Below are 20,333 nucleotides of genomic sequence, written 5' to 3' on the forward strand. Positions count from 1 at the left end.
TCATCGCGAAGCACTCGAGTTCACAGCAACAAGGGAAACCAACAACCACACCTTTGAAATCCGCGGAACGTCGCCACCCGCGCGTTCCTCGTTCAACGAGCGGCAGGCCATCGGCCTGACCGTATGCAGCATCCGGTCGCCTCCGTGCCGCCGACGCTGCCGCCTTCGTCACCGGTCTGAGCCGTCGCCACCCGAATGGACCACGCGCTCTGCCGGATGCTTCCATAGCGGCCACAGGTTCCGCTTCAGCCAGAAAAGGGAGGCCATCTTGCCTAACCGACGCACTGTCCGCTTTGCGGGCAGCCTGATCTTCGTCGCGCTCATCGTCGTGTTTCTCACACGGGCGATCGAGCCCGACACTTATCGTCAGTACTCTGGCGACCTCGCTTACTACGCAATCCGGCATCTGGTGCTGGTGGGTTATTCGATGGTGCTTGCGATCCTCGTGGGCGTGCCGATGGGCGTGTTGTTGAGCCGGCCGTCGATGGCGCGCCAGGCCGAAGCGTTCATGCAGATCTTCAACATCGGCAACACGGTGCCGTCGCTCGCCGTGCTGGCGATCGCGCTCGGCATCTTCGGCATCGGTGACGTGCCGGCTATCGTCGCGCTGTTCTTCGCGTCGCTACTGCCGATCACGCGAAACGCGTACGTCGGCATGAAAGGCGTCGCGCCCGCGCTGCTCGAAGCGGCGCGCGGGCTCGGCATGACGAACACGCAATCGCTGTTGCGAGTCGAGCTGCCCAATTCGATGCCGATCATCGTCGGCGGCATTCGCACGGCGCTCGCAATCAACGTCGGCACAGCGCCGCTTGCGTATCTGATCGGCGCGGACAGCCTCGGCACACTGATCTTTCCCGGCATCAACCTCAACAACAACCAGATGCTGCTTCTCGGCGCGGCCGCCACGGCCATTCTCGCGCTGCTGCTCGACGCGATCGTCTCGACGGTCAGTCGCGTATGGCTCACGCGCAAGGGGGTGGCGGCATGACGCGACTCATTGCTGATCGACTGAACCGCATCGTTATGCTGGTGATCGCCGGTTGTGTGACCGCGTGTCTGAGCATGCCAGTGTGGGCCTCGAAGATCGTCGTCGGTGGCAAGAACTTCACCGAGCAATACGTGCTCGTCGAGATCACGGCGCAGTATCTGCGCTCGCGCGGCTACACGATAGAAACGCGCACGGGCCTCGGCAGCGTGCTGTTGCGCAGCGCGCAGGAGAACAACCAGGTCGATCTGACGTGGGAATACACGGGCACGGCGGCGCTCGTCTACGACAAGCTCACGGAAAAGATGACGCCCGATGAGATGTACCAGCGCGTGAAAGATCTCGATGCGAAGCGCGGCCTCGTGTGGATGAACAAGTCGCCGATGAACGACACGTACGCGCTCGCGCTGCCTGCCGAAGCGGCCAAAAAAACCGGTATTCGCACGATCTCGCAACTGGCCGCGAAGATGAAGAGCGACCCGGAAGGCATGCGTCACGTGTTCGGCATGGACGCGGAATTCGCGAATCGTCCGGACGGCCTGAAGCCGCTCGAAGCCGCTTACGACATGCACTTCACGCGCAAGGAGACGCGCCAGATGGACCCTGGCCTCGTCTACACCGCCCTCCACAACAACCAGATCGCGATCGGCCTCGTCTATACGACCGACGGCCGCGTGAAGGGCTTCGGCATCGTGCCGCTCGAGGACGACAAGCACTTCTTCCCGCCATACAACGCGACCCCTGTGGTACGCGCGCCGATCCTTCAGCAGAACCCGAAGCTCACGGAACAACTGAACGCACTATCGGCGCTCTTGAACAACGAGGTGGTCCTCGACATGGACAAGCAGGTCGATATAGACGGCAAGTCGGTGCAGGCGGTCGCGGCCGAATTCCTGCGCGCGCATCAACTGCCGTAACGACTGCCGCAACAACTGCCGCAACAACGGAGGAACGATGAACCTGTTCGACTATCTGTCGGCGAACTGGCCTGAACTGCTTCAACTCACGCTGCAGCATGCGTGGCTCGTGAGCCTCGCGGTGGGCTGCGCGATCATCGCCGGCGTGCCGCTCGGCGTCCTGATGAGCCGCTGGGAATGGCTCGCCGCGCCGCTGCTCGGCATCGCGACGGTGATCCTCACGCTGCCGTCGATCGCGCTGTTCGGCCTGATGATCCCGGTCTTCTCGCGCTTCGGCGAAGGTATCGGCGCAGTGCCCGCGATCACCGCCGTCTTTCTCTATTCGCTGCTGCCGATCATGCGCAACACCTATCTCGCGCTGCATAGCGTCGAAGCGAGCATCAAGGAAGCGGGCATCGGCATCGGCATGACACGCTGGCAGCGACTGCGGCTCGTGGAGCTTCCGCTCGCCGTGCCGGTGATCCTGGGCGGTGTGCGCACTGCCGTCGTGATGAACATCGGCGTGATGACGATTGCCGCGGTCATTGGCGCGGGCGGCCTCGGCACGCTGATTCTGCGCGCGATCGGCCAGAGCAGCATGATGAAGCTGCTGGTGGGCGCGGTGCTCGTGAGCATCCTGGCGATCGTCGCCGATTTGCTGCTGCAACTGTTGCAGCGCGTACTGACACCGAAGGGAGTACAGGAAACATGATCGAACTCGACCAGTTGACCAAGACTTTTACGCAGAAAGACGGCCAGCAAGTGCACGCCGTCGATTCTGTCAGCCTCAAGGTGGACGAGGGCGAAATCTGCGTGTTTCTCGGACCGTCGGGCTGCGGCAAGACGACCACGCTCAAGATGATCAACCGCTTGATCGAGCCGACCTCGGGCCGCGTGCTGATCAACGGCGAGGACACCGGCAAGCTGAACGAAACGGACTTGCGCCGTCATATCGGCTACGTGATCCAGCAGATCGGCCTGTTCCCGAACATGACGATCGAGGAAAACATCACGGTCGTGCCACGCCTGCTCGGCTGGGACAAGAAACGTTGCGCGGAGCGCGCGACCGAACTGATGTCGATGGTCGCGCTCGATCCGAAGCAGTATCTGAAGCGCTATCCGCGCGAGTTGTCGGGTGGACAGCAGCAGCGTATCGGCGTGATTCGCGCACTCGCGGCGGACCCGCCCGTGCTTCTGATGGACGAGCCGTTCGGTGCAGTCGATCCGATCAACCGCGAGGCGATTCAGAACGAGTTCTTCCAGATGCAGCGGCAACTGAAGAAGACCGTGATCATGGTGAGCCATGACATCGACGAGGCGATCAAGCTCGGCGATCGCGTGGCCGTGTTCCGGCGCGGCAAGCTCGTGCAGTACGACCACCCGGACACGCTGCTTGCGCATCCGCGCGATGACTTCGTCGGTCAGTTTGTCGGCGCGGACAGCACGTTGAAGCGCCTGCTGCTGGTGAAGGCCGGCGACGCCGCGACGACGCCGGAGACCGCGCGTCCCGACACGCCGCTCTCAGCGGCGTTCTCGACGATGGACGAACACGACTTCCGCTATCTGACCGTTGTGGACGAAACCTTCCACGCGCGCGGCTTCGTCACGCGCCGCTCCGCGCGCAATGCGGAAGGCGTATGCGCGGACAAGCTGGCTGAATTCCAGGCCACCGTATCCGACGGCGACAATCTGCGAATCGTGCTCTCGAAGATGTACCAGTTTCGAACGTCGTGGATGCCTGTTCTCGATACCGACGGCGTATATGTCGGCGAAGTCACGCAAGACTCGATTGCGGACTACCTGAGCTCGGGCCGCTCGCGCCATCAGACGGGCATGGCGCCACAAGGCAAGGCAAGCGAGATGGCGGGCACTTGACGCACGAGTGCGCTTAATCGCTATTGCTCGCTATGGCTGGCTATGACTGGCGATGCGCGCCACGATCGCGACCAGCTCCTCGATCTTGACCGGCTTGACAAGGTGACTGTCGCAGCCGGCCATTATCGAGCGGGCCTGGTCCTCGGGCTGACCATAACCCGACACGGCAACGATTTCGACGCATTGACCTTCGGCCTGCTGGTCCCTCACGTTGTCCCTCAGCCGACGCGCGACGTCGTAGCCGCTGATCCCCGGCAGACCGAGGTCGAGAAACACGACCTGCGGTTCGAAGAAAACGGCGATCTGAAGCGCTTCTTCACCGCTGTGTGCGGTGCGCACATCGTGCGTGTCGAAGATCATCGCGAGCGATAGTGCCGCATCGGTGTTGTCGTCCACGATCAGGATGCGCAGCGAAACAGGCGGCCGTTGCCCGGCTTCATTCGCGTCCGCCGCCTCGTGGTTGCTATCCGCGCAGATGGGTAGACGGATCTCGAACTCACTGCCCAAGTTTCTGCCCTCGCTCCGCGCAGCAATCGTCCCTCCGTGCATCTCCGTCAGCGTCTTGCAAACCGACAGCCCGATACCGAGACCGCCTCTCGATGGCTCGCCGTGGCCCGAGCCCTGTACGAACAGATCGAACACGTGAGGCAGCGCATCGCCGGAAATGCCCGTGCCCGTGTCCGACACGGTGACGCATATGTCCCGCCCGACGACGCTTGCACTTACAACGATCCGCCCGCCGTCATCCGTGTATTTGATGGCGTTGTCCAGCAGATTCGAAAACATCTGCGTTATCCGTGCAGGGTCGCCATCGACATGAACAGGCTGTTCAAGCGGCAGACGCACGATGTCGTGATGCCGCTGCAGCGCAGCCGGCATGGTGATTTCGAGCGCATGGTCCAGCGCCCGCCGGATATCGAAGACCTCGCGCCGCAATTCGATCTTGCCCGTCGTGATCCGCGATACGTCGAGCAGGTCGTCGATCAGATGCGACAGATGACCGGTCTGGCGTTCGATCACGTTGCGCAGCCACTCTCGCTTGACGGGATCGGCGCCTGCGCTTTGGCCCAGCAGATGCGCCGCGTTGCGCACGGGCGCCAGCGGGTTGCGCAGTTCATGAGCCAGCGTTGCGAGAAAGATGTCCTTGCGGCGATCGGCGTCCTTCAGTTTCGCCTCTGCATCCGCGCGCTCTGTCACGTCGCACAGGCTGCCGACGAACACATAATCGTCCTGCCGCACGGGCGGACGGAGGTACCCGAACATTTCGACGGTCCTGAGCGCCCGGTCAGTTACCCGATAGAGCCGGAACGCGACATGCACAGGCTGCCCCGACACGAACCGGGACTGAAAATGCGATCGCAGCAATTCGACGTCGGTCGGGTGCACGACCGACGTCATGAACTCGGTTTCCGTCAACGGGCCACGGTGCTCCGGCTGTCCGGTAATCTCGTACATCTGCCGGTTTTCCCACACTCCTTTGCGCGACGCGCCACTCCATTCGAAGATGCCGATGCCGGCCGCGCTGGTCGCGACGCGCAACCGTTCCTCCGTGGCCTGAAGCGTGATCAGCGCTTTTTGCAGGCTGTCCTGTGCCGCCGACACCTCGGCGGCCTGACGTTGCAATTGCCCGTCGATCGCGCTTTCGATAATCGCGCGAAACGTGCGCTCGACGATCTCGTGCGCCCGCATGTGTACATCGACGGAAGCGGCCACGGGACCGAAATAGGCGCGGATCTCGTCCTTCAGACAGCGTTGCAGCAGTTCGATGTTGCGAAACAGATCCGTGACCCGCCACTCGGCTGGCCAGAATCTGCCTGGCTGGACGATGCCCGCATTCACCGATACGGAAGCGTCGCTCTCGGCGATCAGCAGCGCGGCGCACACTTCGGACAGCACGTAAGCGAAATAGCCGATGAGTCCCCGTTTGCCGTCCGCATCGGTGCGCGCGCACTGTTTCAACGTCTCGGCTAACCATCGACGCAACAGCTGACGACGTGTGCGCGCCAGCCTGCGAGCGAGATCGCTGAGGCTGGAGGCGCCTCGCGAATCCAGCAAAAGGTCCCGCTTCATGCCTGCCTCCACAGGCGAAAGCACCTGAGCCGCCATGCCGTGCCGGCAGCGGGACGCCCCTTCGTGTCAATCAGCCTCTTTCTCATGGACTGTTTCTTCAAGATTACGTTTGCGTGTGACTGAAGGTATCTATCACTCGGCGCATGACGTCGATCCATGTCGGTCCACGTCGGTTCACCGCACCGCGCGTGACACTGTACCTGCCGCGCGGCGCCTGTTTAACCGAGACAAACCCGGACCCTTCGCTATGGAAGCGATTTCATCGGCGTAACGGGATGGGTGCGCGATCGATTTGAAAAGTTCTCGCTCGCGTATCCGGTGAAAGTCAGCTCACTACGGAGCCTTGGGCAAATACAAGTCGAGTCCATGTCACGTTCATGCGCCGGTTCGATCGTTGGACAGACTCCGATCGAACGACGCGTATCGGTTGCAAGCCGTGGAGATTCGCGAGCTGGACGGTCTCTTCGGCTGAGACGTCGAACATCCGACGGCCGTCTGGAATCGGACCGTGCCGCAACGACATCATCAGCAAAGCGCCGTCGGACAGCAGACGAACGACATTCGGCATCGCGCGACGACGCTCTTCTTCGTCGAGATGCATCCAGACGGCCGTCAGCATCGCGAGATCGAAACGTCTTGTCATTGCGCGCAGGACGCTGAGGTCCGGAAGGCTATCGTCGAGCCATTCGATCCGCGATGCCGGATGCAGCTTGACGCCAGCGGCTCTGAACTCGTCGACCGGCTCGACGGCGACCACGTTATGCCCCATTGCAGCAAGCGCAGCCGCGTCGGTTCCTATACCTGCGCCAACGTCGAGCACATTGGACGGGCGGGTTGGAATCAGTTGCAAAACAGCCGCGTGGTGCTCGGCAAACGAGATGTTCTGCCATTGAGTGATCAGCGATTGAGCGGCTTCCGCGTAGCCCTCTGTGCCGCTTACGTTGATAGACACTGACGACTCTCCGGTCTGGTGATTCGGGAAGTTTGGCAGATGATCTGGTGCGCACTCCGTCCGAAGGCCGCATAGACGCCTTTTCCGCGGCCCTCAGCACCCACTCGCGCATCGAATCTACGGCTGCGGAACGGCAGTTCGATTCGCCGGCACGATCTGCGGCTGGAACGAAAAGACCTCGCGCGTGCGGTCGTCGACGAACACTTTCAACCAGTGCACGTCGTTATTGCCGTTCGCCTGGTTGTCGCCAAAGGTTTCGACGCGAAGGAAGTTCTCGAGCCGCCTGCCTTGAGCATCCAGAAAAGGCCGATCGATGCGGAAGTAGTGCGAATCGCCATGCACATAGGCAACCGGCTTTCTGAACGCGATGACCTCATCGCGCAACGCCAGCAGGAAGTCTTTGAAGCCGTCGGGCGTCGGGCCGGGAAACGCCGGATCGGAGCCTGGCAACATGTCGTTTTCGATCAGCGTCTTTGGATCGCGCGTCGGCGCACGCGTAGCGTCTGAATTGTCCCAACCCGGATCGGCTTGTGAAATGAACATGATCGCCGAAGCGCCGCGCGCTTTCGCTTCATCGAATGTCTGCCGCATCCAGACGATATCGGCATGGTTCCGCGCCGCATACTCCGCCGGGTCCGGATTCGTATCGCAAAGGTTGTTGCACGACCCCTGGATGTTGAGCGTTGCATAAACCACGCCGTTCATCGTCCAGCGTCGATTCTCGACACAGCTGATGAGGTGACTGTTGCTGTCGAGGCATAGCTTCTCCGTCTGTACTTCCTGAAGAATCGGACGTTGCCCCAGCGAATAAGGAGAGCCGAAAAAGAGTTGACGCTCGTGATCGAGCCTCTCTCTCGACGAAAAGCCGCCATTCGACGCACGATCGCAGTCGGTCCAGTCGTTGTCGCCGGGCGTGAACATCGCGGCCGATTTCAATGCGTTGAAATAGCCCTGCGTCTGCACGTACAGAGCATCGCTGCAAATCGAAGGCACTGCCGATCCGGGCGTGCCACTGCCGGCCTTGAGGTCGCCGTCGTGGACAGTAAATGCGAGCTTCTGGGAGTTCATGTCGGCGATCAGGTTCGGCACACCGACCAGTGCCTGCGTGTCGGAGTAAGGCAAGTCGCCCCATAGCCCGATCGCATAGGCGCGCCCTTCGCCATGTCCGTCATCGTGACCGTTTGCGAGCACCTCAACGGCGGGCCAGGCTGCCAGGGAGATCGCCTCTATTGCGCAAGCGATGTTCCGCAGCCAGCGCCACGCTCTCCCTTTAGATTCCGTCCGCATGCCAGACAAGGTACACCGATCTTTTGCCATCGTTAGCTCCTTCGTTCGTGGCGCGAATTGCGCGTAATGAAGTGAAGGCGCTCCGTGTGACAGGTGCATGTCGTCAACCGCGATTTGCCTTTAAACGGTTGATCCGATGCAGTGACTCAATGATCGTCGCGAGAAAGAATGTGATGCATTCGCACAGGCGGAGAGTACTTTTCATGTCGCTATAGAGACTTCGCCTTGACTTTCCGCGGCAGGTATCGCGTCATGCAACAAGACGATACGTGCCGCCCGTCAGGACTGATCGGACTGCGCAACTTCTTCGTGCGTGCCCGATGCCTCCGAAGCACTCGCTTCCCGGACCGAAGCGGCATCGCCGCGCGTGCGATTCAAGACGGCCAGTACTTCGCGAGCGGTGTTCTCGGAATGCTCGCGCAAGATTTGCGGCAGATTGGCATGATCGGGGGCTTCGAGCGCGGCAAGAATCGCCTCATGCTCGCCGAGCGACTCGGCCCAGCGCAACGTATCGGCGTTGGCGGCGCCGCGCGCGCGATGCACCTTCGACATCAACGACGCGTACACGTTCGTCAGAACAGGATTGCCCGCTGCATCGACGATCATCTGGTGGATCTGCTGGTTGAGCCGGAAATACTCGAGACGCTTGCCGGCGTTGTGACAGTCGACCATGCGCCGATGCTTCGCCGCGATAGCCGCCACCTGTGCCGACGTTACGCGCTGGCGCAGGAGTTCGCCCGCCATCGCTTCCAGGCCGTGAAGCATCTCGAACGTGCTGGCGAGATCGTCGAGATCGATCGGCGCAACGCGATAGCCGATGTATTGCCGATGCGTCACCCGCCCTTCCGACACCAGCACCTTGAGCGCCTCGCGCAACGGCGTCTTCGACACGTCGAATGCCGTGCTCAGTTCCTTCTCGTCGATGCGCGCACCGGGCGGCAATTCGCCCTCGTCGATCATCACGCGCAGACGCGCGGCGATCTCCGCAGCCATGCCGCGGGTGCGCAACAAAAGAGGGGTTCCGTTCGCCTGATTCATCGTAGCGCAAGCTTAACACGATCCTGGGACATACCCTGAATTTTTACTTGATTTCTTTTATATCAATCACTTATCGCGTTTGTAATTATAAATTTCTAATCCTATACTCTGCCATACGTTGCGCGACGTCACGAAAACACCCGCCTATCTCAGGAGCCGCTCATGTCTTCAACATCCGGTGTAGCCGCAATGGCGGTGGGTAAGTCCACCGTCCGCTGGAAGATTTTCGTCGTCATGCTCAGCCTCATCGCGATCAACTACATCGATCGCGCGTCGCTGTCGGTTGCCATGCCGCTCATTTCGAAGGAGTTCGAGATCGGTCCCGCAATGGAGGGACTCATCCTCAGTTCGTTCTTCTGGACCTATGCGGTCATGCAGATTCCGGGCGGCATGCTCGCCGACCGCTTCAAGCCGCGCATCGTCATCGCTTCGGCCACCGTCTTCTGGGGCTTCTTTCAGGCCATCGCCGCGATGTGCACGAACGCGCCGAGTCTGCTGCTGACCCGTCTCGGCCTCGGCGCATCGGAAGCGCCGATCTACCCTGCGGGCGGCAAGCTCAACGCGATCTGGATGACGCAGACGGAACGCGGCCGCGGCGCCACGCTGCTCGACGGCGGCGCGCCGCTCGGCGCAGCGCTGGGCGCGATCCTGATCACCGGGCTCATCGCGGTGCTTGGCTCGTGGCGGCTCGCGTTCGCGGTGGCAGGCGTGGGCACCGTGCTCGCCGGCATTCTCGCGTGGTTCTACGTGCGCAACACGCCGCGCGAGCATCCGGGCGTCAACGAACAGGAAGCGGCGTACATCGAGGAATCACATGCGCGCGACGCCGCGCTCGAACCGCCGTCGCTCTCCGGACGCACGCGCGACTTCTTCAAGTACCGCTCGGTGTGGGGCATGTTCTTCGGCTGGATGTGCTTCAACAGCGTGTTCTACGGCCTGCTCACGTGGATGCCGAACTACCTGCACATGGTCCACGGCTTCGACATCAAGCAGATGGGCGGCTCGAGCTTCATCATCTTTTTCAGCGGCTTCATCGGCGAGCTGATCGGCGGCTGGATTGCCGACAAGTGGAAGGCCGCGGGCGGGCGTCCGAACGTCGTGATGCGCACGCTGTTCGGCATCGCGGCGCTCGTTGCCACTGCATCGATCTTCTCGGTCGCGTATGTCACCAATCCCGTTGTCGTGGTCGCGCTGCTCTCGACGACGCTCTTCTTCCTGCGCTGGTGCGGACTCTACTGGTGCATTCCGTCGTCGCTCGGCACGCGAAACAAGATCGGCTTTCTCGGCGGCTTCATGAACCTCGGCGGCAATATCGGCGGCATTGCGGTGCCGATCATTGTCGGCGCGATCGTGCAGTTGACCCACTCGTACTTCCTCGCGCTGATGTTCTTCGCGGCGGCCGGCGTCGGTCTGCTGCTGTGCTCGAGCGCAATCGATTACGAAAAGAAGATTCCTGTCTGACGGGCCCATTCGCTCGACGTATTGCTTCTGCCGTATTGCTTCCGCCTTATTGCCTTGATTCACACATCAGAGATACCACGATGAAAAAACGTACCTTGCTCGGCATGCTGACGCCTTCTTCCAACACGTCGCTCGAACCTTTGACGAGTGCGATGGTGTCCGGCCTGCCCGACGTCTCGGCGCACTTCGCGCGCTTTCCCGTCACAGAGATCTCGCTATCCGATCACGCGCTCGGCCAGTTCGACGATTCGAAGATCCTGCAAGCGGCGCAACTGCTCGCCGACGCGAAAGTGGACGTGATCGCATGGAACGGCACGTCGTCCGGATGGCTCGGCTTCGATGCCGACGAGCGGTTGTGCCGGCGCATCACCGAGGCGACGGGCATTCCCGCGACCACATCGGTGCTCGCGCTGAACGAGATCCTCAAGAAGACCCGCGCGAACGAATTCGGTCTCGTCACGCCGTATCTGGATGACGTTCAGGAGAAGATCGTCGCGAACTATCGCGGCGACGGCCTGCACTGCATCGCCGAGCGCCATCTGAACCTGAAGGTGAACTTCTCGTTCTCGGAGGTGACGCCCGACGAAATCCGCCGCATGGTGCGCGAAGTAGCCGAATCGAAGCCGCGCGCGATCTCGATCTTCTGCACGAACCTGAAGGCCGCGCATCTCGTCCCCGAACTCGAAGAAGAAACGGGCATTCCCATCTACGACACGATCTCGACAGTCGTCTGGAAGTCGCTGCAACTCGCCGATTACGACACCCGCCGCGTGACCGGCTGGGGGCGTCTGTTCAGCGACGTGATCTGAGGAAGAGGCCATGTCGAACGATCTCGATTTCGTGATTCGTCACGCCGACGTCGTCACCGCGTCGGACCGTTTTTCGTGCGACATCGGCATTCGCGACGGCCGCGTGGCGATGCTCGGGCAAGGTCTGCCGCGCGCGCCGCGCGAACTCGACGCGAGCGGAATGCTGGTGCTGCCGGGCGGCGTGGACGGGCACTGCCACCTCGATCAGCCAATGCCCGACGGCTTGCGCATGGCCGATGACTTTTTCACGGGCACGCGCTCGGCGATCTGCGGCGGCACGACCACGGTGATCCCGTTCGCCGCGCAGCACAAGGGACAGTCGTTGCAGGCCGCCGTCGACGACTATCACCGGCGCGCAGAAGGTCGCGCGCTGATCGACTACGGCTTTCATCTGATCGTCGCCGATCCGACGCCTCAGGTGCTTGCCGAAGAACTGCCGCGCCTCATCGCCAACGGCTACACATCGTTCAAGGTCTACATGACCTACGACGATCTCAAGCTCAACGATCGCGAGATGCTCGACGTGCTCTCGGTCGCGAGGCAACACGGCGCGCTCGTGATGGTGCATGCGGAGAACTCGGACTGCATCGGCTGGCTGACGGAGCGGCTGCTCGGCAATGGGCATCACGCGCCGCATTTCCATGCGCACGCGCGGCCCGCCGTCGTCGAACGCGAGGCCACGCATCGTGCGATCGCATTCGCGGAACTGGTCGACGTGCCGATTCTCATCGTGCATGTGTCGGGTGCCGATGCCATCGAGCAGATCCGCTGGGGCCAGTCGCGCGGGCTGCCGATTCTCGCCGAGACCTGTCCGCAGTACATGTATTTGACGGCTGACGATCTGGGCTGCGGCGAGTATGAGGGCGCGAAGTGCGTATGCAGTCCGCCGCCGCGCGATCCGGCTAACCAGCAGGCAGTGTGGAAAGCGCTGCGCCAGGGCGTGTTCTCGATCGTGTCGTCGGACCACGCGCCGTTCTCCTACGACGATCCGCAAGGCAAGAAGCCGGGCGGCAAGCAGGTCTCGTTCGATCACATTCCGAACGGCATTCCCGGACTCGAAACGCGCCTGCCGCTACTGTTCGACGGCGTGCGGCAAGGGCGGCTGTCGCTTCATCAGTTCGTCGAGCTGACCTCGCTGCGGCCCGCGAAACTCTACGGACTCTATCCGCGCAAAGGAACGATCGCGATCGGCGCGGACGCGGACATCGTCGTATGGGACCCGGAAAAGCGCGTGAAGATCGGCAATGCATCGCTGCATCACGCCGTCGATTACACGCCCTATGAGGGCATCGAGGTGACGGGCTGTCCGCGCCATTGCCTGTCGCGCGGCGAGATGCTCGTCGAGGACGGCACGCTCGTGGCAACGACTACCGGACGCGGACGCTTCTTGCCTGCCGGCAAGCCCTGCCTGGATTGACTCTGCACTGAACTGACGCGGCGCATTCGCGCGCCGCACGATGAAGGAGCAAGCGATGAAAATTCCTCACGCGTTGTGCACGATGGCGACGGCAACGGCGTTCGTCGTCGGTTCGACGGGATATGCACACGCGGCAGGCGCAGCGCCGCAGGACATGCCGACGACGGCGCAGCAAGCGCCGGCGGAACCCGCTCCGCTGCGCGAAGCAGGAATCGAGACGGCAACGCCCGAGGACGTGGGCGTCGATTCGCGCGAACTCGTGCGGCTATCGCAATGGATTCGCGAGCAGAAACTCGACGTCTACAGCCTGCTCGTCGTGAAGGACGGCAAGCTGATTTTCGAGCGCTACGGTGCGAACGCATCGCGCGACGCGAACTACGAGCTGTACTCCGTCACCAAGGCGGTGACATCGCTCGTCGCAGGGATGCTGATCGACCAGGGCGCCGTCAGCCTGAACGATCCGGTTGCCGCCAGGCTGGCCGCATGGCGCCCCGACCTGCGCGCGGACTTCGCCGACAAGCGCGACGTCGAACTTCGACATGTCCTGTCGATGTCGAGCGGACTGCACTACGATTTCAGACCCAAGGACGATCCCATTTACTACACCGCGCCCGATCGCCTGAAACTGGCGGCGCAAACGAGCCCGAAGGCTGCGCCCGGCACCGTGTTCGAGTACACCGACATCAATCCGATTCTCGCGTCCGCCATGCTGAGCGCGGCAGCACGCGAGCCGGTCGAGCAGTATGCACAGAAGCATCTGTTTGGCCCGCTTGGCATGAAGCACGCGGTGTGGGAGCGCGCCGATCGTCAGGGCCTGGTGTCGGCGGGCTGGGGCTTGAGGCTGCGCGCAATCGACATGGCGAAGATCGGCATGCTCGTGCTGGATCACGGCCGCTGGCAGGGACGCCCGGTGGTGTCGCAGCGCTGGATCGAGCAGATGACGTCGCCCGCCGTCGCGCCTTACTTTGGATACTACTGGTGGATCAACAACGTCGTGCAGAGCGAGCCCGAATATGACGCGATGGGCTTCAAGGGGCAGTTCATCACCGTGCTTCCGAAGCGCAATACGGTCATTGTGATGACGAGCATGCTGCCAGTGGACGGCGGCTTACGCGACGCGAAAAATGTGCAGATGTTCCGGCAGATGGTGAACGCCCATATCGTTCCGGCGCTCGACAACGTGAAGCACGCAAAGCCGACGGACGAACGCCGCGCGGCACTGCAACGCGAACTGGCTGTGAGCGCACATGCGCCGGGTATCCCTGGGACACAACTCGACCCAACCGATCAACCGAAACTTTGAGGCACCGCTGCACTTGACGCGTGTGCTGGCATCCGGAGCGAGACGATCCGATTACGGCGGACGTACCGAGGGGCGCTGGCGTCCGTCTGTACGGTAGCGAACGCTCGAAAAATTAAACTTCGCCTACCATCCTGTCTGACGCTTTGTCACACATCCCACGGGAGCGATGATGGAAAGCACATCGAGCATGGTTCAACAGGAGCCCGGCGCTGACAACACGCGCGAGCGCGAGCCCTCCCCTGAACGGCTGCTCCAGCTGGGCATGGGGTTCTGGGCGTCCAAGACCCTATTGTCCGCAGTCGAACTCGGTGTGTTTTCGCGCCTCGCGACCGGCTCTCACGACGCCGCGGAACTCGCTGAGGCACTCGGACTGCATCCGAGATCGGCGCTTGATTTTCTTGACGCGCTGGTCGCATTGAATCTGCTGGAGCGCGAAGACGGGAGATACCGCAACACGCCAGACGCCGGGCTCTTTCTGGACATGGCCAAGCCCAGCTACGTGGGTGGCTTGCTGGAAATGGCCAACGCGCGCCTATATCCGTTCTGGGGCTCTCTGACGGAAGCCCTTCGCACGGGGCTGCCGCAGAACGAGGCAAAAGCGGGTGGCAACCTGTTCGAGGCGATGTATCGCGACGAACACAAACTACGGGGTTTCCTCCGCGCAATGAGCGGAGTCAGCCTCGGCGCGGCCAAGGCGATTGCGCAACAATTCCCGTGGCAAAACTACAGTACCTTCATTGACATCGGCGCGGCCCAAGGTGCCTTACCTGTGCAGGTCGCACTCGCCCATCCCCATTTGCGCGGCGGCGGCTTCGATCTGCCGGTAGTGGGCCCTATCTTTGAAGAGTACGTAACGTCGCACGGCCTGCAGGAACGGCTGCATTTCTATCCGGGCGACTTCTTCAAGGATTCCTGTCCGGCGGCCGATGTGCTCGTGATGGGACATATCCTCCACGACTGGGATCTCGGGCAGAAGCTCGAGCTTCTCGCGAAGTGCTACGCGTCGCTACCTCCCGGCGGTTGCCTGATCGTCTACGACGCAGTAATCGACGATGACCGCAGGCGCAATGCCTTTGGCCTGCTGATGAGCCTGAACATGCTCATCGAGACACCCGGCGGTTTCGACTATACCGGCGCGCAGTGTCGCGAATGGATGCAGGAAGTCGGCTTCACACAGGTACGCGTCGAGCCGCTGACCGGTCCCGATTCGATGGTGATCGGAACCAGGTAGAGACTCGCCGCGAGATGCGCAGGCATCGGGTCAGCGCAGATGCGAGAAAGACTTTGCGGCCGTCTGCGGAATGGGAGAGGCGAATCATGTTGACAACCCCTCGTCGATCCGAATGTAGCCGGCAATCTGCGACGTCGGCGCGAAGCATCCGCGCGCAAGCTATGCGCCGATAATTGCAAATCCATCCGCTTCCGGCTCGGGGCGAACGTTCTATGGGTAGCGGAACAGCCAACTTCGAAGCCCCGGGTGCTTGAGACACTCGCCGGCGCCGGCGATAGACCCAGACGACGCATCAAGGGGCCGACGCGTGCAGAAACTGCACGACCTCGTCGTTGAACTTCTCCGGAAACTCGATATTGGAGAGGTGCACGGCCGGCAGCATCAGTAACCTCGCGTCTGGAATCGCATTCGCCATTTGCACGCTGTAGCTTGCTGCCGTCACCGTATCGTGCTCGCCCGCAATCAGCAGCGTCGGTTGCGTGATGTGCGCAATATCCTGCCGCATGTCAGCTTCCTGCACGGCTCTCCACGAACCGGCAAGGCCATGGCGATTGGTCGTGAGCAGCATGACGCGGAACTTCTCCACCAGCGGATCCCGCGCCGCGAGCATGTGTGCAGGAAACCAGTTGCGCAGGAACGTCTCGGCTGTCGTGCTCATGTCATCGGCTTGCAGAACTGCCGCGATCGGCGCTTCCCATCTGTCCGACGGCCCGAGCCAGGGTGCAGTGTTACTCAGCACCAGCCGGTCGATCCGCGATGGCGCATGTACGGCCAGCCATTGCCCAACGATGCCACCCAGTGAAAGACCGAGGAAATGTGCTTTTTCCATTTCAAGCGCATTCATCAGTTCGAGCACATCCTGCCCCAGACGCGCTAGCGGATACGGTCCGCCAGGAACGCTCGACGCGCCGTGCCCGCGCGCATCGTATCGCAGCACCCGGAAGTATTGGCTCAACGCGGAAATCTGTCCGTCCCACATACGCAGCGTGGTGCCGATGGAATTCGACAGCACGATCGCGGGCTTGTCGCTGCTGCCGTCGAGGCGATACGCGATGCGCGCGTTATCGGTGGTCGTGAGATATGAAAATTCGCCCATGAGGTCCTCTGTGAAGAAGCGCCGGATACGTTGCGCAGCGCCAGTTAATGGCACCCATTATCGACAACGCTGATTTCCAATAAAATTACAAATGATCGACAAACTTTGTCACAAAAACGGATATGTCGGATTTCACGCTTCATGATGTCCAATGCTTCGATGCCGTCGTCCGGAACGGTGGTTTCCAGGCCGCCGCTGCTGCCCTCCATCGATCGCATCCCGCCGTGTTTGCAGCGGTCGCGCGACTGGAAAACCAGACGGGGCTTGTCCTTCTCGATCGCAGCGGATACCGGGTGAAACCGAGCGACGCGGGGCGCTCGTTCCACGAGCGCCTGCAGCTTCTGCTGCGCGAAGCCGAAGCCTTGCGTCAGCCCGCAACGCAACTGGCCGGCGGGGAGGAAAGCGAACTGAACGTGGTATTGGGCGATCTGTGCCCGCGTCCGGCTGCGCTGGAACTACTCGCACGATTTTTCGCGGAGTGTCCGCACACGCGATTGAATCTGCATTTCGAGGCAGTTGGTGGTCCGGTCGAACGGCTGAAGGCCGGCGAAGCCGATCTGATCCTGCATCGTGTCGACATGGCCGACCGGTCACTGGAGTGGACGGCGCTCGGCAAGGTCCGGCTGATTCCGGTGGCCGCTCCAGGCCTGCTGCCAACGCCGATGCCAAAAACGCTGCACGAGGCGCATTTGCGCGACCACGCTCAATGTGTGATGCGCGACTCCGCTCGCAAGCCAGGAGACACGAATTTCCTGGTCGTCGAGGGTACACGGCAGATCACCGTACCCGACCAGGCCATGAAAAAGGATGTGATCATGCAGGCTCTGGCGTGGGGACACCTGCCGGACTTTCTGATTGACGAGGAACTACGCAGCGGCGCTCTGAAGTCCCTTGCGGGTCGCCGGTTCCCCGGACACACGGAAACATTGGTTGCTGCGCGGCGCCGTAACGGGGCGCCCGGCCCTGTTGCGCAGCGTCTATGGACTTATCTTCGGGAGAACGCGCCGCTGATCTAGCCGGCGCCAGGAATGCACCGCCGCGTTTCCGGCGGCGGCAGAACATCGAACTATGCGCGCGACGGGTTCATAGTACTGAACGGTCGTTGCAGTCCATCGCGCCGGATGTCCCATATGGGTCGAACCAATCCGCCCGCGCCGGCGCGCGGCAAACTGCGGGTGGTCGTCCTGTGCAAGGTCGCTTGTTCAGCTTGCTTGGTTGGCGCTGCACCCTCCAACACCTCATTTCCTTTCGCGTGCATGCATTCGAGTGGCGCGCATTGAACAATCCGTCAATGTCTTTCAGCTTACGCATTGGCTCGTTCGTCAAACTCGGGCGCGACAGACCGGCGCGTCCGAATTGCACCACAATATGGGCGACCCCGGCGCTGCCCTCGGCACGGCACAGTACTACACTGACGAGCAGGAGCGCTGCGCAGGCTGGCTGACGAACAGCGCTTCGACGCCGGCTGGACGACCTGACGACGGGTTGCTCATGGATGATAAACCGAATTATTCGAAGTCTCATGAGTCTGTGATGTTCGCGGACGTAAGCCGCAGCACGGAGCTTTACGAGACTGTCGGTGACATGCTTGCCTTCGAGGCGATCGCGCAGTGCATTGCGCTGATGAAATCGTGCTCGGAAGCGTTGGGCGGGCGAATCGTCAAGACCATCGGCGATGAAGTCATGGCGGTGTTCCCCTCGGCCGAACATGCGATGCAGGCCGCGATCGATATGCAGCTGGCCGTCTCCGGGTTGCCCGCGGTAGCGGGACAGCCGATGTCGCTGCGAATCGGCTTCCATGACGGCCCCGTATTGCCCGACGAAAGGGGTGACGTGTTTGGCGACACTGTGAACCTGGCTGCAAGACTGACCGACTTTGCATTGCCGGGACAGGTCGTCACGAGCAAGGACACGGTTGAATGTCTCCCGCCGAGACTGCGACAGATGGCGCGCCACCTTTACCCGATACAGGTGCGGGGAAAAAAACAGCCAACGGAGTTGTTCGAGGCGATCTGGCAGCAAGGCGCCGATCTGACGGTCACAGGTAACGATCTGCAGCGTCTGCCTTGTTCGTCGTTGTTGACCCTGCAGTATGGGGATGTCTGTGTGGAAATGAGTGAAGCGTCCGCGCTGGTGACGATCGGCCGCGGCGCGAATATGAGCATTGTCGTGCACGATCGCCGTGCGTCGAGGGTGCATGCATCGATCGAGCACCGCAGCGGAAAGTATGTGTTGCGCGATTGCAGCTCGAACGGCACACGTATCACCATCGACGGCGGCCATGAGCTCATCCTTCGCCGCGACGAGGTCACGCTGTGGGGGCACGGCTGGATCTCGTTCGGACCGTCCGGCGGCGATGAGGCGGAGCGCGTGGACTTTTCCTGCAGGCTCCTTTCCGGACGGTCGGGTTGACCGATCGCATATGAGCAGGCGAAGCGCATCCGGGTTCGGGACCAACGCCGTCGCGTCGGGGCTGGCCCGTCACCGGAGCGTCTCACCCGGGTTGAACCTGCTGACACTCCGTTCCAAACCAGTAGTCGACCAGGCGCTGCGCCTCCTGTAGATCCTCTGGATAGTATGGGTCGTACCATGGTGACGGGTCGTAGCCCGCTTTCCTCAGGGCCGCAAGCTCGCTGTGGTGTTGCGCCATGGTCGGAGGCGCGTTGCTTCTAAGCGCGGCCAGGTCACGGCACTCCGTTGGGCTCAGATGTGGCCCGCTCTGCGGCACGCCGCCGGCGACACATCCAGTTAGCAGAAGCGCCAACGCGGTAAGCGTCGAGCGCTTTCTCAGAGGGTTTTCCATAACGCATCTCCACGCGTCCGATTGGCGCAACACAAGCGGTGCGATGCCGCCGGTCGCGCGTGACTTCCTCGTTTATTTTGCCTTAGGTCACTCACCGGAGGAGGCGCACTGTCGACGACTGCCGACGACATCTCGCTGTGGCCGGCCATGATGCGACGCTCAGTGTGAACGGTCGCCCGCAACGCACGAGCGCCGACAGGCATCTGAATGAAACGCGGTGCTCGTAACCTGGGCGTGTGCAAAGGCGTACCATAAGGAAGCCATCGAACGCCTGGCTCAACCGTGCCTGAGCGTGTAACGTCTCCCTATTCAGGGGTCCTGCCATGATCCTGTATCACACCGTTCCCGATTCGCCGGTCATTGAAATATCCGTCGAAGGCAAAATCACCGACCACGAACTGCGCGAAGTCATCGAACGCATGCGTGGTGATCTTGAACTGAACGGTAAGACCCGTGTGCTCGAACGCATTGAGCATTTCAGCGGCATCGAGCCGAAGGCGCTGTGGACCGACATGACGCTCGGCGTCTCCGTCGCCCGCATGGTCACGCGCGCCGCCGTGGTAGCCGACGCGCGCTGGATTCGCGCCTCGATGCATTTGGCGCGGTTCTTTACAAAGGCTGAAATCAAGGCGTTCCACGTCAACGAGCTGGAACAGGCGCGAGCCTGGATCAACGCCTGAACGTCGTGTGCAGCCGAGCGAATTGGGCAGAGGCCGGCCAAGAGTGGTCAGTCAACATGGTCTGCTGACAGATCGTCGACACTCGCGACGCAGGGGAACAGTTAAAACATCCAGCCACGCAGAACAACGAGGCTCAATGCGTCGTGCGCGCAAGAAGAAGAGACGCCTTTCATTGCAGGCTTGCTTTGTACACAGCAGCTTTGTACACAGCGGAACCTGGATGCGGAGTTCGCTTCTCGCAACTTTCCTCTTCGGTTAAGTTCACTGCTTTGCTTCACAGCGTTTCTATGCAGCATCACGGTTTGATTGATCACTCGCGAAGAGCCGGATCAAGCAAATAGTACGATCAGCAATGGGGCGTGAGTGAGGCAATTCGCGCACGAACGGAACGACCGTTGCCGTTAACCTTTCTTTAAGGATCGGAACCTAC

General features: G+C 61.6%; 18 protein-coding genes. 12 read left to right on the plus strand and 6 right to left on the minus strand.

Annotated features, from left to right (window positions below; all coding sequences use genetic code 11):
- Positions 1–268 precede the first annotated feature (268 nt).
- From VSR68_RS06620 to VSR68_RS06635, 4 genes are read left to right on the plus strand one after another with little or no spacing between them, the layout of a single operon-like run.
- The gene (locus tag VSR68_RS06620; RefSeq protein WP_342939054.1) at positions 269–988 is read left to right on the plus strand and encodes an ABC transporter permease; all 720 of its coding nucleotides are present in this window, start codon (positions 269–271) and stop codon (positions 986–988) included.
- 35 nt (positions 989–1,023) lie between these two features.
- Positions 1,024–1,902, plus strand: coding sequence for a glycine betaine ABC transporter substrate-binding protein (locus tag VSR68_RS06625; RefSeq protein ID WP_428983471.1), 879 nt, complete (start codon positions 1,024–1,026; stop codon positions 1,900–1,902).
- Positions 1,903–1,939: 37 nt separating this feature from the next.
- Complete coding sequence (locus VSR68_RS06630; RefSeq protein ID WP_342939055.1) at positions 1,940–2,593, plus strand: ABC transporter permease; 654 nt, start codon at positions 1,940–1,942, stop codon at positions 2,591–2,593.
- A complete protein-coding gene (locus tag VSR68_RS06635) occupies positions 2,590–3,756 on the plus strand; it encodes an ABC transporter ATP-binding protein (RefSeq protein ID WP_342939056.1) in 1,167 nt (388 codons plus the stop codon). Before VSR68_RS06630 ends, VSR68_RS06635 begins: the two co-directional genes overlap by 4 nt.
- 30 nt (positions 3,757–3,786) lie before the next feature.
- Here the strand turns inward: VSR68_RS06635 and VSR68_RS06640 are convergent, their stop codons facing one another.
- From VSR68_RS06640 to VSR68_RS06655, 4 genes are all read right to left on the minus strand, one after another.
- Positions 3,787–5,826 (minus strand): ATP-binding response regulator, encoded by a 2,040-nt coding sequence (locus VSR68_RS06640; protein ID WP_342939057.1) that lies wholly within the window; start codon positions 5,824–5,826, stop codon positions 3,787–3,789.
- A 325-nt stretch (positions 5,827–6,151) separates the two neighbouring features.
- A complete protein-coding gene (locus VSR68_RS06645) occupies positions 6,152–6,778 on the minus strand; it encodes a class I SAM-dependent methyltransferase (RefSeq protein WP_342939058.1) in 627 nt (208 codons plus the stop codon).
- Between the two features lie 117 nt (positions 6,779–6,895).
- The gene (locus VSR68_RS06650) at positions 6,896–7,969 is read right to left on the minus strand and encodes a hypothetical protein (protein ID WP_342939059.1); all 1,074 of its coding nucleotides are present in this window, start codon (positions 7,967–7,969) and stop codon (positions 6,896–6,898) included.
- 375 nt (positions 7,970–8,344) lie between these two features.
- Complete coding sequence (locus tag VSR68_RS06655; RefSeq protein WP_342939423.1) at positions 8,345–9,058, minus strand: GntR family transcriptional regulator; 714 nt, start codon at positions 9,056–9,058, stop codon at positions 8,345–8,347.
- Positions 9,059–9,265: 207 nt separating this feature from the next.
- Here VSR68_RS06655 and VSR68_RS06660 point away from each other — a divergent pair, with 207 nt between their 5' ends.
- The 5 genes from VSR68_RS06660 to VSR68_RS06680 all read left to right on the plus strand — a co-directional run bounded on the left by VSR68_RS06660 (position 9,266) and on the right by VSR68_RS06680 (position 15,324).
- Positions 9,266–10,564, plus strand: a complete 1,299-nt coding sequence (locus tag VSR68_RS06660) for an MFS transporter (protein WP_342939060.1) — start codon at positions 9,266–9,268, stop codon at positions 10,562–10,564.
- 80 nt (positions 10,565–10,644) lie between these two features.
- Positions 10,645–11,373, plus strand: coding sequence for a maleate cis-trans isomerase family protein (locus tag VSR68_RS06665; RefSeq protein ID WP_342939061.1), 729 nt, complete (start codon positions 10,645–10,647; stop codon positions 11,371–11,373).
- A gap of 10 nt (positions 11,374–11,383) precedes the next feature.
- Positions 11,384–12,790: a dihydropyrimidinase gene (gene hydA, locus VSR68_RS06670; protein ID WP_342939062.1), complete on the plus strand. Its 1,407-nt coding sequence runs from the start codon at positions 11,384–11,386 to the stop codon at positions 12,788–12,790.
- Between the two features lie 55 nt (positions 12,791–12,845).
- Positions 12,846–14,093, plus strand: a complete 1,248-nt coding sequence (locus VSR68_RS06675) for a serine hydrolase (protein WP_342939063.1) — start codon at positions 12,846–12,848, stop codon at positions 14,091–14,093.
- 187 nt (positions 14,094–14,280) lie between these two features.
- Entirely contained in the window at positions 14,281–15,324 is a 1,044-nt protein-coding gene (locus VSR68_RS06680; protein WP_342939064.1) for a methyltransferase, read from the plus strand.
- A 292-nt stretch (positions 15,325–15,616) separates the two neighbouring features.
- On the opposite strand, the gene VSR68_RS06685 is transcribed toward VSR68_RS06680, so the two are convergent.
- Positions 15,617–16,420, minus strand: a complete 804-nt coding sequence (locus VSR68_RS06685) for an alpha/beta fold hydrolase (RefSeq protein WP_342939065.1) — start codon at positions 16,418–16,420, stop codon at positions 15,617–15,619.
- A 122-nt stretch (positions 16,421–16,542) separates the two neighbouring features.
- On the opposite strand from VSR68_RS06685, the gene VSR68_RS06690 reads away from it, so the two are divergent.
- Positions 16,543–17,436, plus strand: a complete 894-nt coding sequence (locus VSR68_RS06690; RefSeq protein WP_342939066.1) for a LysR family transcriptional regulator — start codon at positions 16,543–16,545, stop codon at positions 17,434–17,436.
- A gap of 250 nt (positions 17,437–17,686) precedes the next feature.
- Complete coding sequence (locus tag VSR68_RS06695) at positions 17,687–18,832, plus strand: adenylate/guanylate cyclase domain-containing protein (protein WP_342939067.1); 1,146 nt, start codon at positions 17,687–17,689, stop codon at positions 18,830–18,832.
- 82 nt (positions 18,833–18,914) lie between these two features.
- Here VSR68_RS06695 and VSR68_RS06700 read toward each other — a convergent pair whose 3' ends face one another.
- Positions 18,915–19,223: a DUF4148 domain-containing protein gene (locus VSR68_RS06700; protein WP_342939068.1), complete on the minus strand. Its 309-nt coding sequence runs from the start codon at positions 19,221–19,223 to the stop codon at positions 18,915–18,917.
- A gap of 323 nt (positions 19,224–19,546) precedes the next feature.
- Between VSR68_RS06700 and VSR68_RS06705 the strand changes: the two genes are divergently transcribed.
- Positions 19,547–19,903, plus strand: coding sequence for an STAS/SEC14 domain-containing protein (locus tag VSR68_RS06705; RefSeq protein WP_342939069.1), 357 nt, complete (start codon positions 19,547–19,549; stop codon positions 19,901–19,903).
- The last annotated feature ends 430 nt before the right edge of the window (positions 19,904–20,333 follow it).

The sequence above is a fragment of the Paraburkholderia phymatum genome (assembly GCF_038900715.1).
Lineage (GTDB): Bacteria > Pseudomonadota > Gammaproteobacteria > Burkholderiales > Burkholderiaceae > Paraburkholderia > Paraburkholderia phymatum_A.